Genomic DNA, 16,175 nt, shown 5'->3' on the forward strand with positions numbered 1-16,175 from the left:
TATTCGTTCCTTATTGTATCGTATATTAGTTCGCTATATAATAACATTAGGATAGTTAGACGAGGTTGGGCCTCTCTTCGTCATCGAAGGGAGGGATAAGCCTATGAGTGATTATGAAATAATCATGCTCTTATTACAGGTAATAACTGTCGTTATTGCCTTTGGAGCATTAATAGCGCTTATTTGTCTCACAAAAGACAAATAGCCCTTCATTTCCACTAACCTGGAGATTAGTATAAAACGAAAAGGCCATTTCTCAAAATTTTATGTTTTCCGAGATGAGCCTGACGTTGTGACTCGTCTGACTATCTTTCTTATATTATAGGGACAAAGTTGTATATCGTCAAATTGTGATAAATGAGTACCATTGTAGCAGATTTATGTAGATAATTGAGCTTATATATGATGTATAATAAGTATAGTTTATATCATAGTTTACGAGGCTTTAGGAGAGATATATGTTAAAGCGATTTTTCATAATAATGGTGTTGATGCTAGCTTTCACCATGCCTAGTCAAGCAATTTCAATACAGGAGCTCAAGTCATCACCGCAGTTTAAGGTGATTGCTGAGGTAATGCCTGATGTTCCCAATGCTAATGAGCATACTACATGGTATTTAGATACGAGTTCTATTGAGGTGTTAGAGTACGCGCCGCCTATGTATAAGATTAAGGCCACTGTGTACAATGCGTATCAGTCGCCGTGGAAACATGTCATTTTTAGTGATGCCTGGACTGTGTCCTATGATACTCGTTTGTCGCTAGCGAGCCAGGTATATCGTGCAAAACAAGTGGGCACTTCGTTAACGACGGTTATTGATGCGGCAAAAACGAAAACAGGTATGACGGGCACTGAGGAACCATTGGGTAAATTTTCATTTGATGGACAATCGCTGCCGGTTCAGGTGAAAGCCTCAACTCGTGCTATTGTGCGCACGGCGCCGAATACAACGCGCTACGATATAGCAGATACATTATTCTATGAAGCGTATCGTATGCATTTTGAAGATGTGGTAGTAAAATGAGGCCGATGATGAAAATACTATATATAGCAATAGCATTGGCACTGTCTTGTGTGGTGCCTGCGCACAGTATGTCTATGCAGGAGTTACAAAATACTAGCCGTTTTGAAATGCTTCGTGGCTTTGGTGAAAGCGGCAATGGTGATGGCACCTATATAGATAAGGATTCCATCAAGGCCTCTAACGGACCAAATGGTTCCAAGCAAATCGGTGTCATGCAGTATGTGCTCATGCCTGCTGGTGACATGATTCAGGAAAAGCAAGTCCTGTACACCTTTGATACAAAGCAGTCTCTTGCTAATTTAATTAAGAAATTGGATGCTCATCAATTAGGATCGTATAAAGAGCTGTGGCTGTTTAAACAAAAGCACTCAGGCGTAACATCTAGTGTTGTTGATTTCAAAGAGTATCATATAGATGGGAATCGCTATGATACACAAAGTGAAGCAAGAGATAGACGAATGGCAACGGCCCCTGTAGACTTTGGCTTTGCAGGATACCTCTTGGCTAATCAACTGTATGAACGGATGTATGGCGTACAATTTGATGATGTAGTGGGGAGATAAGAAAAACTCCTATTGGTTTGACCGATAGGAGTTTTCTATTTATCTCTATATTTCTATTATTCTATCCTTATTGTATCGTATATTAGTTCGTTCTATAATAGACTTAGGATAGTTAGACGAGGTTGGGCCTCTCTTCGTTTTGAAGGGAGGGATAAGCCTATGAGTGATTATGAATTAATCATGCTCCTCTTACAAGTTCTGGCGGTTGTCATTGCTTTTGGAGCCTTAGTAGCCCTTATTTGTCTTACAAAAAGCAAATAGCCCTCCGTTACCGCATGGTAGCTAAGTAAACAGAAAGGCCATTTCCTAATTTTTTACTGATTTAGAGATGAGCCTGACGTCACTACTCGTCTGACTATCTTCTTATATTATAGGGATAAAGATATATATCGTCAAATAGAGATAAATCTTATAAATATCAATTGAAAGTAAATCCTACATCCTAAATTATAAAATTATTAATAATAGGCACGGCCTTGTTTGCATAGTATAATTATGCTAATAAGGCCGTGCTTATTGTATTGAGAGATATAGTTTCATTAGTTTTAGAGAGAGGTTGTTATGATTCGACGTATTTTGTTACTAGCTCTTGTATTGCTGGCTTTCACAATGCCCACAGAGGCAATTACCTATCAGGAGTTGAAAACATCGCCACAGTTTAAGCTTGTGTATTCTCAATCGATGAATGGGCACATGGAGAGTGGTGGCTTGTATATCTATTTGAATACTTATTCTATTGAGACCCTTCGCTATGCACCGCCGCAGTATTCTTTGCGTAGTACCTATTATATTGTGATGGATACATCCTACCAATCTACGATTGAAGAGAAACAACTTACTGTGGATTATGATACAAACTATTCTCTAGCTACCTTAGTCCATTCGTCTCGTATGATGAATCCTAGCCCGTCTGCGTTGGCTCTGATTGAGGCTAGTGAAAGTAAATCTGGCTTGGCTATGACAGAGGTGGATGTGGCAAAGTATGCATTTGATGGGGCGACAAAGCCAATGCATTATGTAAATGATACACGTAAGTTCCCACTTAATCGTAATAACACTATTATGTATGATATAGCTGATGCCATGTTTATGTCCGTGTATCAGCAGCATTTTGATGATATTGTTGTGCAGTGAGGTGGATGATGAAACGCATATATTTACTTTCACTATGGTTATTAGCCTGTCTAGTATTACCTTTACAAGGTCAAGCCGTATCACAAGCTGAGCTATCAAACTCGGAACGATTTGAACACATCGATTCGAGTGCTGACTCTGGACGAGGGGATGGAAAATATTTAGACCTTACGTCGATTAAGTCTGTAACGGCGCCGAATGGCCATCGTCGTATCGAAGCTGTCATCTATGTTTCCATGCCTGCGGCTAATATGATTCAAGGTCTTTCGGTACAATATGATTATCAAATAGATCGCTCCTTGCGCCATTTGATTAATGCTCATGATAAAAGTATAAAACAAGGTAATAAGATGCCATATATCTCTATTTGGCGTGCAAAACAAGAAAACTCAGGTATTACGGGAACCATTAATGATGGAGGTACCTATAATAATGATGGACAGATTCGCCAACAACGTGTATATGCAGAAAACCTAAAAGCTATGATTCTACCTGCAGAATTTGGTGATGAAAAATATAAATTGCCTAATTTAATCTATCAAAAGGCTTATGCTATAGCCTATGATGATGAGCCGTGATAGCTTATGGATAGTACTAGAATAGTTAAAGCAGTGGATAGACTTAGATGGATTATTAAACTTGTTTTTGGACTCTTGTTAAAACTTATACTTTTGCTTGTTTGGGGGCTCTCTCTTTGGGGCTTTTGTAATCTGCTGTACGATCGATATGTATTAGAAGCATATCCATTAAGGGATTATCTTCTAGTATTGATAGTTACCTTTGGGAATATTTGTATTTTGCCGTGGCTTATTTTATGGTATAAAAAGATTTATCCTGCGTTTGATAAACCGAAAATGTATTATAGAGTAAAAGCTTGGTACATTTCTCTAAAAGAGCAATCTTTAGTGGGATTATTTATCTTTTATAGTATAGATTTTGTTATAAAGCTAGGGCTATTAATATATGGCATTATTATTGTCTTAGCTATTGTCATTTTTGTGTCTCTTACTTGGCTCCGGTTCTGAGTATTAGTGGAGCACTTGTGGCGCTTATTTGTCTAGAAATAGCAAAATAGCCCTTCGTTTCTTCGGAAATTAGATAAAACGAAAAGGCCATTTCTACATATTATTAGTTTGTGAGATGAGCCTGACGTCACTACTCGTCTGACTATCTATCTATATTATAGGGATAAAGATATATATCGTCAAATGGAGATAAACCTTATAAATATCAATTAGAAGCAAATCATATGTACTAAATTATAAAATTATTAATAATAGGCACGACCTTGTTTGCATAGTATACTTATGCTAATAAGGTTGTGTTTATTTATTTTGTAAAAGTTTAGAAAGATGAGAGGATATATATTATATCGATTTTTAATAACGCTAGGGCTTATGCTAGCTTTCACTATCCCAGCCCAAGCAATTACGATTGAGGAGCTTACGTCTCAGCCGCAGTTTAAGCAGGTATCTCAGTTTGTGTCAGATATTCCTAATGTAGACGATCGTGGTGCGTCCTATATTGACGTGAATACGGTGAAAGTGATCGGCCTGTCAATCGAGGTGCCTTTCTGCGCAGACCTGTTGTGAAAGATTCTCTAAATAAAGAGTTTTACGATATTGCTGATGCAGTGTATTATGAAGTGTATAAGGAACATTTTGATGAGGTTATTGTTAAGTAAATTCTATGTTTGGAGGTCATTATGAAAGCATTTGAAACAAAGGATTATAAAGCTTTTTCTATGTTTGAGGATCGTTGGGCTCTTGTTACAGCTGGTACACCTGAGGATTTTAATACTTGTACGGTTAGTTGGGGCAGTATGGGCAACATGTGGGGCATGGTTGGTAACGATATATCTACAGTGACTGTGTACATTCATCCCGCTCGCTATACACAAGAATTCATGGCGAAATACGATACCTTTACAGTTAGTTTCTTCCCTGAAAGTCATCGCAAAGTACTTGGTTATTTAGGATCTCATTCTGGTCGCAACGAAGATAAGGTGGCTAATTCTGGGCTAACACCAGTAGCGGCAGGGAATGGCGTGACTTTCAAAGAAGCAGATTTAACATTTGTATGTAAAAAATTATATGAACATCAATTTGATGAAGCTCATTTGGCGGATAGCGTAAAGGAATATTATGCAGCCAATCCATCCGTGTACACCCAAGCTGGTAAGGATCGCTGGGAACCGCATTATATGTATATCGGCGAAGTAGTTGAGGCTATAGAGGGCTAGTTTGTTCACGTAACAAATGAGGATGTGCATTCAATCTTCAATTCTTTGGCGTACTGTGAATGCTGTATCTGGGAATAGAACATGCTCTTTCAGTTTAAAGTTAGGGTTATTAGTAGAATCAAAAAACTCAATCATATTCCGTAATTTTTGAACTTCCTCAGCATGTAAAAAACTTGGGTAAAAGATGATATAGGTAAAGCTATAGGTCCCATCATAGGATTGAAAGGTTAGGATGTGATCATCCTTATGAGGTGTATAGATGTGTGTGGATAGTCCAGGAATATTATTATTCCATATAACGGTATAATTAATATAATCTGATGTTGGTTGGTAATAGTAAATATCCCAGAACGTATCTAAATTAATTTTAAAATTGTAATGACCGTTTACAACAAGATCGCGCGCATATGGGTTTTTAGGAATATTATTAGTAGAAACAAAGAATGTTATGTTCCCCTTTTTGTAGTATCTAATATCTTGGTACTCGGTGCCCTTTTCTTCACCTTCGTATATGGCGTCTTTTGGTACGCGGTATTGTACACCGTTTAAGTTTTCTATGCGTGAATATTGATTTAATTCATTTAGGTTTTGTACAGAGGGAAGCACATAATTAGCTAATAATTTATCTGTAGGAACTTTGTTCAGAACGGGGGTGTTATCATAATAGACAAACCCTGCGTGATATAAGGGATGGCGCATGTTATAGCCCTTAAATTTAAAATTGATTGTGTCGGTGGTAAGAGTTGTTTTTTTACCGTTTTCAAGGTGTGGCATCTTCATGCTATCCCAAGTGCTGTAGGTAACAGTAGGATATGAAAATACAGTGCCCTTTATATCAGAAATGTGTTTTGCTGGATTATGTTTTGCCATGTCCTGAAAGAAATCACGAACATTTTTGTCAGTTAGTTTTCCATAAGCTATTTTTGTGTTACGCCAGTCATAGTCTTTGTAATTAGCATAGTCAATTTCTAAATTAAGACTTCCATTATCGGTAAACACTCGATAGTCCTCAATGGTTCGACTTGGACTTTTGTAACGCCCTATATTATAATCACTTTTTATGCCCGCTATGGGGAATGAAAGCCGAATTTGGTTGTATTTGTCATGAACGGAAATGACCGTATTATGGTAATGTTGACCGCGATATATAGCGGCAGCTTTAGCGTACTCCATTTCGCTTTTGTTAATACCTTCAGTTTTGTCCGTTGCTTTCAGTGTTTCCACATAGTTTGCTACATCCTTTTCAATATCAGGATTCGTGGTTTTGTAATTTATGTAGGCATCCTTTGGAATCTTCGAATCTGCACCAGGAATATTAACATCGATGGCTCCTACTGATGATAAGATAGTGCTCATCATGAAAACACCTGCTAATAGTGGTAGTTTGGTCATGGTAGTATCTCCCGTTTATACTCTCATATCTATTGATATTGTAGTAATCCATAGGCTAAGTTGTTCAGTATAATTATATAATTAAATGACTATATTTTTAAGTTGTATGTGGAATACAAAAAAGGCAGCTCCAAGGGCTGCCTCTTTTGCATATATTTTTTCAAAAGGAGAAAGTGAGACGGTATTTACTACCTGTATTTATAATAACATAGAGTATGGGCATAAAATGCCACATAGTATTGATACAAATTCTTAGTTCTGTATTTTGGTTTTTATATTATATTGGATGCTGTATTTTCTAAAAGATTTATCAAAATAAGTCATAAATTTGATGAAAAATAAGCATATATGAACCATTAGTGAGGAATAGCTTATATAGTGGGTTCTTTTGTTTATAGCTACTATAAATTGTATATTTTGATGAAATTTTATGAATTTTAACCCCACAAAATGTGTAAAATCTGATATAATAATAGTATAAAAAACGACTACGCGAATGCGTAGTTTTCTTATTTTGTATTTGGTATAGGTAGTCCCATGAGTGTAGTGAAGCCCTTGTTAGTGCTATTAGAACCGTATATCGTATATAAAGCCTATTTATGGGCCCTCCGCTTTATGGCACATCCATTGACTTGGGAAGGCGAGGTGGATTTGTTCTCCTTGACCTTAACGGTGCTACTCGTTCTTGATGCAGTGGCTTTACCACTAGTTATTTTGTATTGCCCTGGCTTGAATCCTGGCAAGTCCATTCCCGATTGGATTCGTCGTTTAGGTACGCCAATTTATATCGTCCATAATTGGCTAGATGGTAAGGTAGGCGGCGGTACGTCTACACCGGTTGTATGGCTCCGTAGAACTTTACATTCGCTTCTATTATTTATCTATTATCTCGTGCCGTTTTACGTAGGCGGTCATCTCGTGATGGGCCTTGTTGTGGCGCTCATGTATGACGTCCTCGTATGGGCTCATGGTGGTGTGTGATGGCGACTTGTGAATGGCCGACAACTCCTTTGTATCAGGCGTACCACGATTATGAGTGGGGCAGACCGATTCATGATGATTGTCTTCAATTTGAACATCTTTGTCTTGAAAGTCTCCAATGTGGTCTTAGTTGGCTTACAATTTTGAATAAACGAGATATCATACGAGATTGCTTTGATCATTTTGACATTGATGCGGTTGCTTCTTATGGTGAAAGCGACGTAGAACGAATCATGCAAACTGAGGGGATGTTGAAGTCTCGACCTAAAATTGAAGCGATTATTAATAATGCGTTGGCCTTTAAAAGGATTCAATCGGAATTTGGTTCATTTTGTAACTATATCTGGGCTTTCACAGATTATAAAACGATTATTTATGAAAATCATCCAGAAGGGGATGTGCCGGCAAAAAATGGTTTATCTACTCGAATTAGCAAGGATTTAAAGCGGCGAGGTTTTAAGTTTGTAGGTCCTGTTACTATCTACTCTCATCTGCAAGCGAGTGGTCTCGTCAATGATCACGGGAGGGACTGTCCTTGCTTTGATGAGATTAATAAAGCCACAGTGACTGTACGATTACCTGTGGATGATGAGGGTTAACAATAGCTTTTGGGCATGGAGTATGTTACAAATTTGAATTTGTATTAAACCCTACTCTAAGGTGTACACTATAGATGGTGGGAAGATAGCGGCCCATCATATGTCGGCCCGCTTTATATACAAACACATATATTCTCTCTCTCCAAGGCGGGTCTCTCATATACTTCTCTCAAAGCTATAAAAATAACATTAAGCCTCTATCCTTAAATGGATAGGGGCTTTTTGCTATATAAATTGATTTATTTCGATGTAGTTGGTATACTGATGATACATTAAGCTATTACTTTCACAATTTAGAAAGGAAAATATATGATTGGTTTGGGTACGGCCATTAATATTGGTCTTATTATAGCTGGCAGTTTGTGCGGTATCGCATTTGGTCGGTTTATGAAAGAAAACTTGAAACAGACACTTATGGTGGTGAGTGGTATTATCGTACTTCTCCTTGGAATGAGTGGGGCCATGCAATATATGCTAGTCATCGTAAATGGCTCTCTGCAAACTACGGGACCATTGTTGATGATTATCAGCATGGTTGTAGGCGCTATTATTGGTGAGATTATTGATTTGAACCGTTGGATTACTGTCTTTGGTGATTGGGTAAAAGCGAAAACTGGCAATACTGGTGATCCACAGTTCACACATGCTTTTATTACGGCATCCCTTACGTTTACCGTAGGAGCTATGGGTGTTCTTGGTTCTATTCAAGATGGTCTGACCGGGAATTACCAAACCTTGCTGTTAAAAGGTATCCTCGATGGTATTATCGTTATGGTTATGACCTCCTCCATGGGGAAGGGGGCGTTGTTCTCCTTTATTCCTGTAGGCATTACGCAATGGATTATTACAGCTATGGCACACATTGCGGCACCACTAATGACACCGAGCGCTATCGATAATCTGTCCTATGTTGGATCTATTCTGATTTTCTGTGTTGGTATCGATCTCATTTGGCCTGGTAAAGTACGTATCGCCAACCTATTGCCGGCTATCTTTGTGGCCATGGGCTTAACATTCTTGCTGTAAATCCATTCCCTGCTGATTGATAATTTTCGATATATTTGGTACACTTAATTTATAAATATATAGTTATAACATTAAGTATTACTATAAGGAGACGCTATGTTATTCGTTGAATATCCTAAATGCACAACATGCAAAAAAGCAAAGAAATTTTTAGATGATCATAATATTACATACACAGATCGTGACATTAAGGCTGAAAATCCTACAGCTGAAGAAATTGCTGTGTGGTATCCACAGTCTGGTAAAGATTTGAAAGCATTCTTTAATACGTCTGGTATGATTTACCGTGAACAACAACTAAAGGATAAATTGCCAAATCTTAGTGAAGAAGAAAAGCTAGCTCTATTAGCATCTAATGGTATGCTTGTAAAACGTCCTATCTTAGTACTTGAAGATAAAGTTCTGGTTGGCTTTAAAGAAGCAGAATGGATTGAGGCGTTGAAACTCTAATATCAGTCTTGTTGCTACCATAGTCTTGCATAGTAAAAGCCCCTAGTAACCATGTGTTACTAGGGGCTTTTTACGTTCATACAGCAGTTTGCTGTTGATTAGTTTTTAGCTTGGGATTTATCACCAAGTGTGAGAAGTAGGAATACGATAGCGAGGATACATGCACCAACAAGAGCCACGAAGCCGCCATCCCAACCATAAAGGTCAACCATGAGACCCATGAAGGCACCAGCACCTGCGGAACCGATGAGGTAACCAAGAAGGCCTGTAAGACCAGTAGCACCACCTGTTGCTACACGTGGTACCATGTCGGCTGCTTGGAGGCCAATCATCATAACTGGACCGTAGATGAGGAAGCCGATAGCAATAAGTGCTAGATTATCTACGAGGATATTGCCTGCTGGGTTGAACCAGTATACAAGAATCGCCAAGATAACGAATAGCATGAAGCAGATCGTAGCTGGAGCACGACGGCCGCGGAATACGCGGTCACTTAAGTAACCACTTACGAGCATGCCTGGAATACCAGCCCATTCGTATAAGAAGTATGCCCAACGGGAACCTTCTTTAGTGAAGCCTTTTACAGCTGTTAAGTAGGTTGGAGCCCAGCTTACTACGCCATAACGGATGAAGTATACAAAGATATTCGCAATTGCAAGGTACCATAAGTATTTGTTATGCAATATATATTTGTAGAAGATCTCTTTAAAGGTAGTTTGATTTTCATCACTTACTTCAGCTGCTACTGGTTCTTGTTTATATTCCTCAATAGGTGGTAAACCACAGGATTGAGGTGTGTCTTTTAACAATACAAAGGTTACAATGGCTAAAACGATAGAAATAATCGCAGGGAAGAAGAAAATACTATGCCATGTACCGAATAAATAGATACCTAAAGTAGCAAGTGGTGCAATGATGCCGCCACCGAGGTTATGGGATACGTTCCACCAGGACCACCAAGCACCGCGTTCGGAACGGGAGAACCAAGTTACCATATTTTTCGCATATGGAGGATACCCCATACCTTGGAACCAACCATTTAAGAATGCAAGAACGCACATGATAGGAATACTGCTTAAAACACCAGGTAAGGTACCGAATAATAACATAACTAAAGCACTGAGCAATAGACCTACTGTGGAGAAGAATTTTGGGTTAGAGCGGTCAGACGCATTACCCATAACAAATTTACTTATACCGTAAGCTACAGATAAGAGGGTCATGACAATACCAAGATCCGCTTTTGTGTAACCGTACTCAGCAATCATGTACGGAACAGCCAAACTAAAGTTTTGACGGATCAAATAGAATGTAGCATAACCAATAAATGTACCTGCAAAGACTTCTTTACGAAGGCGTTTGTAGGTGGAATCGATTTGCCCCTCTGGTAATCGTTCAATGTGAGGAGCTGGAGAGAAAATCGACATCATCACACATCCTTTCTATAAAATGCCATTCTAATCATACCATGTATGACTAAAAGTCGACTATATTTTATTTTTAAGTATGATAAATAGTTATTTTGCAGCACCATTATGGGTGTTTGGCATAGGTTGAGTGTTATTAAAAAATCTACTGTAAGGCGGCAGTCTCTTTGTGGTGGCAAACTCTGCACTCCTTTTGTGGTGAGCTTACAAATCTAATCACGTAGTAGAGGATGATCATTTCGTTCTTGTAAAAGCAGCACGCAAACGCGTATTTGAAGGGTAAATGAAATAGCGCTATCTATTCCGAAAGATACTCAATTAGAGTATTTGGATAGATAGCGCTTTTATATTGCTTTGTTTACTATATATTACGTATATTGATTTGTTACGAATTGCGTAGCGATACTAGGTCTATATTATGGCATAGGTTATCTTCTAGTATGGATTAATCAATATATGTTATAGGATAGCCTTTTGGTTCGATTTCGCGGCGGTTAAGACCATTTGGTAAGTCTGGATAACCAAATGCAAGGCTAGCATAGACTTTTTCATCTTCGCCGAGGCCGAGTTCACGCATTTTAGCTTGAATGCGTTTGTTATCCTGTAGGTGGCGGATTTGGTTCACCCAGCAGCTACCAAGGTCGAGTTCGTTGCAAGCGAGCATCATATTTTGCATAGCACAAGACACATCGGCGAAGTTGTTTGCATAGCTTGCTTTACTAGCTAGTACAATGAGAACTGGGGCGTTATAGTTGAATACAAACTTGCCTTCACCGGACATTTTAATGATGTTTACCATGTAAGGCAATGTATTCTCAGTAATCGGCATTTTTCCGTATTCTTCCTGAACGAGTGTTACTAACTCGTTGAGAACATCTTGGTTCGTAATTACCATGAAGTGTGTTAATTGTGTATTGCCACCAGATGGGGCGCGGCGACCAGCATCGAGCACTTGATTGATGAGCTCTCGAGATAATTGATCAGCTTTAAATTTACGTGTACTATGACGAGTTTTGATACATTCTAATGTATTCATAGTAACCTCCTGTTAGATATAAAATGTAATGCAAAATGTAGCTAGTGTTTTCTTTATTATACTACATCAATTGTTGAATATAATGATTAGTATTATGTTGAATATGTAATATATAAGCTTTCACAAGTATATATACTATATATCTTTAAATATATTTAAGGCATCATGATAGCTTGCTCTAAGTATAACCATATTGACAAAAATAGATATTTGACACATAATATTAATTGCATAAAATTATATTTGTAACATTATTGATTGAAATACATTTGACTATTTAGTTTAAAAGTCTCTATAGATATGTATATAAAAGGAGAAAAATATGAATTTACATGGTATCGCTAAAGGCAAGTCTTTTGAAAAGACTATTGAAATGTTAAAGAATGCAGAATTTAATGGTGCTAATCAATATTTTACTATGTATTTTTTAGCTAAAGAACTAGGTTTTAATGAAATTGCAGAAGCTATTTATAAAAATGCTGCGGAAGATGCAGCTCATGGTGGTGTGTATAGTCATTTATTAGGCGAAGGCCCTGCTACAAAGGAAGACTTTATTAAGACGGTGATTAACTTCTATAAAGCTGAAGCATCTGCAGATACAATTCTTGCTAAGTTAGCTAATGAAGTTCGAGAATCTAATGAAGAGGGTGCTGATAGAATTGCGGAATTAATTGAACATTCTATTCCAGAAGAATTAGAGCATGCAAGACGTCTTGAATCAGCGTTAACATCAAGTGGTGTTGAAGTCTGATATAAAAATTATTAATAGGACTACTGTTTATGGTGCAATTTTAGTCCATTAATTCTATAGAAATGGCTAGGTTTTTAACAAAAAAGAAAAAATACATTAATTAATTGACAAATTAAAAAAAATATGGACAAAGTAGGGTTTTTACGTTGACTGTTTACCGTAGAATTGTGTACAATTAATTATAGATTATTGTGTGCATATGGAGGTAGAATATGGCGAAAACTGGCGTACTCGAAGGTTACAAACATAAAGAAGACGTACCTGATGCGGAATACATGAAACTAGAAAACCAATTGAGCTTCCCACTTTATGTAGTGGCGAAGGAAATTGTTAATGCATATCGCGGTCATTTGGATCCTTTAAATTTGACATATACTCAATACATTGTAATGATGGCATTATGGGAATATGGTGATTTGTCTGTTAAAGAATTAGGCCAAGTCTTACGCCTTGATTCTGGTACATTAACACCACTGTTAAAGAAATTAGAAGCAAAAGCATTCTTGAAGCGTAAGCGTAGTCGTCAAGATGAACGTGTCGTTATGGTCACTCTTACTGAGACAGGTAAAGAATTGCGTGACGAAGCAGTTCATGTACCACGTCGCTTGGCTGAAGCGGCAGGCCCAATCTTTGATGTTGAAGAAACTCGTCAAATGCGTATATTGCTTAACAAATTGTTAGAGGCAATCGATAACGCAAATGCTAGAAAAGCAGAAAATAGTAAGCGCTAATGTAGCTTACTATAGTAAGATTTCATATGCATACATTCTGTAATTTAATATATCTAATATTTTCATAAAATGTGATATACTATACATATAACGTATTGTGCTGAGGTCATGTGAGAGTATGACCTGTTTGTAAATGCTATAATGGCAAAAAAGGAGAGCATTATGAATAAAAACTTATTAGGTGCATTTGTATTAGCTGGTACATTATTAGTTGGTGGTGTTGCTAATGCAGCGAACTGGAATGGCTTAGCTAACTATCCAGAGGTTCCAAACAGTGCTAATGGTGCAGAAACTTATTTCTTTGATAAAGCATCCCAATTCAGTGGTATTGATGGTAGCCGTAACTATGTATTCGGCATCAATGTAGTGAACATGCATAATAACCAATATGGTACAGCTACATTATTCAAATACCTTGTTCATCCAAGTTTGCATACTGTATATCGTTTTGCTCCAGATGGTCAAGCTTACCAAATCACTCCTGGTTCTAATGAATACAACATGTTCTTGGCTGCTTGGAAAGAAGTATACGGCACTAACTTCTCTTTTCCAGCGTTATAATTTGATGGCTCATGCCGTAATAATTACATAACTATTGCTGGTGAAAGCTCTTGTGGGCTTTCACCAGTGCTGTTTATGGAGGTTTTTATGTCTAAATCTGAATTTGCCCAAGCTTATACAGAGCGTATGTTCCCTGATATTGCAGCTCCAGCAGGTTATATCGACCCTGAGTTTGAGGTATTATTTGATAATTTCGCATTCGATGAAGTGATTACCGAAGAGGGGCGAAATGTGCCTGCAAAGGATCGTTTCTTGGCTATTCTTGCAACATTAGTAGGTGCCACTGCTGTTGATGAATATGCGTTAATGTTACCACCAGCACTTAACTTTGGCTTGATTCCCGATGAAGTGATAGAGCTTCTTTATCAAGCTGTTCCATACTTAGGGATTGGTCGTGTGCGCCCATTTTTCAAGGTCACAAATAAGATTTTTGATTATCGTGGGGCAATTGTGTCAGATCCATCTCGCAGTACAATTACTAGTGAATCTCGTTTTGAAAAGGGATTAGAAAAACAGGTCGAAATTTTTGGAGAGTCCATTCGTCATTCTTACCAAGAAGGACCTGAAGATACACGTCATATTAAAAAGTGGCTTGCTAATATGTTTGGTGATTACTATACTCGTAAAGGTCTAAGCGTCGCTCATCGTGAAATGATTACCTTCTGCTTCTTGGCGGCTCAAGGTGGCTGTGAACCTCAACTTAAAGTTCATGTAGAAGGTAACTTGAACGTAGGCAATAGTAAACAATATTTGATCAACATCGCATCCCAATGCGTGCCGTATATAGGCTATCCGCGTACCTTGAATGCCCTTCGTTGTATTCAAGATGGCTTTGCCGCATGGGAAGCAAAACAATAAAGGAGTTACATAACTCATAAAGGAGTTCTATGTTTGATTTTAATCCAATTCAGATTTTAGCTAGTGTTCCTGCTATTATCATTATTTTTTCTATCTATGGCTATGCAGAGGCTAAGGTGGCAACGTGGCTCGGAGATCCGACACCACGTATGGCGGGAAGGCTTACATTGTCTCCCTTTGCACATCTTGATTTAATTGGGACTCTCTGTATAATTCTTGTTGGATTCGGATGGCCGAAGGGAATGGCAATTAATCCATCCTATTTTAAAGACCCACGTCGTGATATGACTTTGCTTGCCTTTTCTGGTCCGGTAGCGGGTTTGATTACAGGCTTCATATTTACCTTTATATATCTATTACTAGGTAATTTTAACCTTATTACGTCTCAAGGTCTTGATATGGTTCTGCAATATATCATTTTGTATAGTATCGGTATTTCTCTATTCTGTTTGATTCCATTCCCACCATTACCAGGATTTAATATCATATTGCCATGGCTACCAGTAGAATGGCAGATTAAATACTATCAATTAGGGATGGTTAACCTAATATTCTTTATCATCCTTATTAATACACCGATTATTTCTATGATTATACGCCCATTGCAAGAAACGATTTTCAAAATCTATTTTGCCATCATTGGTACAATACTATAAATAGGATAGTAGCCATCCCTCGTAGATATATGCTGATGGATATACTGAATATTTTTATATAAAATAAATACTAAAAACCTCTGTCGTATGGGATACTCTTATACGGTAGAGGTTTTTGATTAATCAGTATTAATATATTTATATTAAAAACTATCGATATAGTTTTTAGAATGTGATATACTAAGTACAGAAATCGTAAATTTTCGATATATTAATATTACAGTGTATTATTAGATACTATCGATAGAGTAAATTGATCTACTACATCGATATGTGAATCAATACCCTAAATCGATACATTAAATTGATATAGTATATAGATATTCAAGTGAATAGAAGAGGAACTACATATGGATTTTGAAGAAAACCAAGTGCCAGAGGCGATTCTGGACAAGCTTACAAAGGTGTGTACATGTCGTAGCATTACACGTAAAACAATTAAGGAAGCTATTTTAAATGGTGCTCATACATTTCCTGAGGTAAAAGAAGCAACTCGTGCCGGTACAGGTGCTTGTGGTGGTAAAGGCTGTGGGCCTCGTATCGTAAAGCTTTTAGCAGAAATGAAAGAGCAAGGTAAAATTTAAGAGTAAGCAAAATTTAAGACTAAACAAAAGTTAAGCGTAAGTTTGAGCGTAACTCATATAAAGACTATTACTTCGAGCCGATACGGTATATATTCGTAGGTTTTGAGTAATAGTCTTTTTTTCGTACTCATGATTTACTAGATGTATTGGCGTTGTTGG

18 protein-coding genes are annotated in these 16,175 nt (G+C 37.6%); 15 read left to right on the plus strand and 3 right to left on the minus strand.

The genetic code is table 11. The features are described 5' to 3' along the window. Positions 1-458: 458 nt before the first annotated feature. From RWP19_RS04180 to RWP19_RS04200, 5 genes are all read left to right on the plus strand, one after another. The gene (locus RWP19_RS04180; protein ID WP_314356582.1) at positions 459-1,025 is read left to right on the plus strand and encodes a hypothetical protein; all 567 of its coding nucleotides are present in this window, start codon (positions 459-461) and stop codon (positions 1,023-1,025) included. Between the two features lie 5 nt (positions 1,026-1,030). Beyond that, entirely contained in the window at positions 1,031-1,588 is a 558-nt protein-coding gene (locus tag RWP19_RS04185; RefSeq protein ID WP_314356583.1) for a hypothetical protein, read from the plus strand. Positions 1,589-2,149: 561 nt separating this feature from the next. Continuing rightward, positions 2,150-2,722 carry a hypothetical protein gene (locus RWP19_RS04190; protein WP_314356584.1) on the plus strand — a complete coding sequence of 191 codons (573 nt, stop codon included), beginning with the start codon at positions 2,150-2,152 and terminating at the stop codon, positions 2,720-2,722. Between the two features lie 8 nt (positions 2,723-2,730). Beyond that, the gene (locus RWP19_RS04195) at positions 2,731-3,300 is read left to right on the plus strand and encodes a hypothetical protein (RefSeq protein WP_314356660.1); all 570 of its coding nucleotides are present in this window, start codon (positions 2,731-2,733) and stop codon (positions 3,298-3,300) included. Positions 3,301-4,427: 1,127 nt separating this feature from the next. Further along, a complete protein-coding gene (locus RWP19_RS04200) occupies positions 4,428-4,964 on the plus strand; it encodes a flavin reductase (RefSeq protein ID WP_314356585.1) in 537 nt (178 codons plus the stop codon). Positions 4,965-4,994: 30 nt separating this feature from the next. Here the strand turns inward: RWP19_RS04200 and RWP19_RS04205 are convergent, their stop codons facing one another. Beyond that, positions 4,995-6,356 carry a hypothetical protein gene (locus RWP19_RS04205; protein WP_314356586.1) on the minus strand — a complete coding sequence of 454 codons (1,362 nt, stop codon included), beginning with the start codon at positions 6,354-6,356 and terminating at the stop codon, positions 4,995-4,997. Positions 6,357-6,893: 537 nt separating this feature from the next. Here RWP19_RS04205 and RWP19_RS04210 point away from each other — a divergent pair. The 4 genes from RWP19_RS04210 to RWP19_RS04225 all read left to right on the plus strand — a co-directional run bounded on the left by RWP19_RS04210 (position 6,894) and on the right by RWP19_RS04225 (position 9,412). Further along, positions 6,894-7,337, plus strand: a complete 444-nt coding sequence (locus RWP19_RS04210; RefSeq protein ID WP_314356587.1) for a hypothetical protein — start codon at positions 6,894-6,896, stop codon at positions 7,335-7,337. After that, positions 7,337-7,936 (plus strand): DNA-3-methyladenine glycosylase I, encoded by a 600-nt coding sequence (locus RWP19_RS04215; protein ID WP_314356588.1) that lies wholly within the window; start codon positions 7,337-7,339, stop codon positions 7,934-7,936. Before RWP19_RS04210 ends, RWP19_RS04215 begins: the two co-directional genes overlap by 1 nt. Positions 7,937-8,245: 309 nt before the next feature. Continuing rightward, positions 8,246-8,962, plus strand: coding sequence for a DUF554 domain-containing protein (locus tag RWP19_RS04220; RefSeq protein ID WP_295209219.1), 717 nt, complete (start codon positions 8,246-8,248; stop codon positions 8,960-8,962). A 96-nt stretch (positions 8,963-9,058) separates the two neighbouring features. Further along, positions 9,059-9,412 (plus strand): Spx/MgsR family RNA polymerase-binding regulatory protein, encoded by a 354-nt coding sequence (locus RWP19_RS04225; RefSeq protein WP_314356589.1) that lies wholly within the window; start codon positions 9,059-9,061, stop codon positions 9,410-9,412. Positions 9,413-9,510: 98 nt separating this feature from the next. On the opposite strand, the gene pgtP is transcribed toward RWP19_RS04225, so the two are convergent. Together pgtP and RWP19_RS04235 are read right to left on the minus strand one after the other, a co-directional pair. Beyond that, complete coding sequence (gene pgtP, locus RWP19_RS04230; RefSeq protein WP_314356661.1) at positions 9,511-10,839, minus strand: phosphoglycerate transporter protein PgtP; 1,329 nt, start codon at positions 10,837-10,839, stop codon at positions 9,511-9,513. Positions 10,840-11,284: 445 nt separating this feature from the next. After that, positions 11,285-11,875 carry a nitroreductase gene (locus tag RWP19_RS04235; protein WP_314356590.1) on the minus strand — a complete coding sequence of 197 codons (591 nt, stop codon included), beginning with the start codon at positions 11,873-11,875 and terminating at the stop codon, positions 11,285-11,287. Positions 11,876-12,197: 322 nt separating this feature from the next. Between RWP19_RS04235 and RWP19_RS04240 the strand changes: the two genes are divergently transcribed. From RWP19_RS04240 to RWP19_RS04265, 6 genes are all read left to right on the plus strand, one after another. Beyond that, entirely contained in the window at positions 12,198-12,626 is a 429-nt protein-coding gene (locus RWP19_RS04240) for a hypothetical protein (protein ID WP_314356591.1), read from the plus strand. Between the two features lie 212 nt (positions 12,627-12,838). Then, positions 12,839-13,357, plus strand: a complete 519-nt coding sequence (locus RWP19_RS04245; protein ID WP_314356592.1) for a MarR family transcriptional regulator — start codon at positions 12,839-12,841, stop codon at positions 13,355-13,357. A gap of 162 nt (positions 13,358-13,519) precedes the next feature. Beyond that, positions 13,520-13,918, plus strand: coding sequence for a hypothetical protein (locus RWP19_RS04250; protein ID WP_295209200.1), 399 nt, complete (start codon positions 13,520-13,522; stop codon positions 13,916-13,918). A gap of 87 nt (positions 13,919-14,005) precedes the next feature. Next, the gene (locus RWP19_RS04255) at positions 14,006-14,776 is read left to right on the plus strand and encodes a carboxymuconolactone decarboxylase family protein (RefSeq protein ID WP_314356593.1); all 771 of its coding nucleotides are present in this window, start codon (positions 14,006-14,008) and stop codon (positions 14,774-14,776) included. Positions 14,777-14,805: 29 nt separating this feature from the next. Further along, the gene (locus RWP19_RS04260) at positions 14,806-15,432 is read left to right on the plus strand and encodes a site-2 protease family protein (RefSeq protein ID WP_295257823.1); all 627 of its coding nucleotides are present in this window, start codon (positions 14,806-14,808) and stop codon (positions 15,430-15,432) included. A 350-nt stretch (positions 15,433-15,782) separates the two neighbouring features. Then, positions 15,783-16,016, plus strand: coding sequence for a (2Fe-2S)-binding protein (locus RWP19_RS04265; RefSeq protein WP_024047871.1), 234 nt, complete (start codon positions 15,783-15,785; stop codon positions 16,014-16,016). Positions 16,017-16,175: the final 159 nt, after the last annotated feature.

Origin of the sequence: uncultured Veillonella sp., from assembly GCF_963522475.1 — a bacterium.
In the GTDB taxonomy this organism is placed as follows: domain Bacteria; phylum Bacillota; class Negativicutes; order Veillonellales; family Veillonellaceae; genus Veillonella.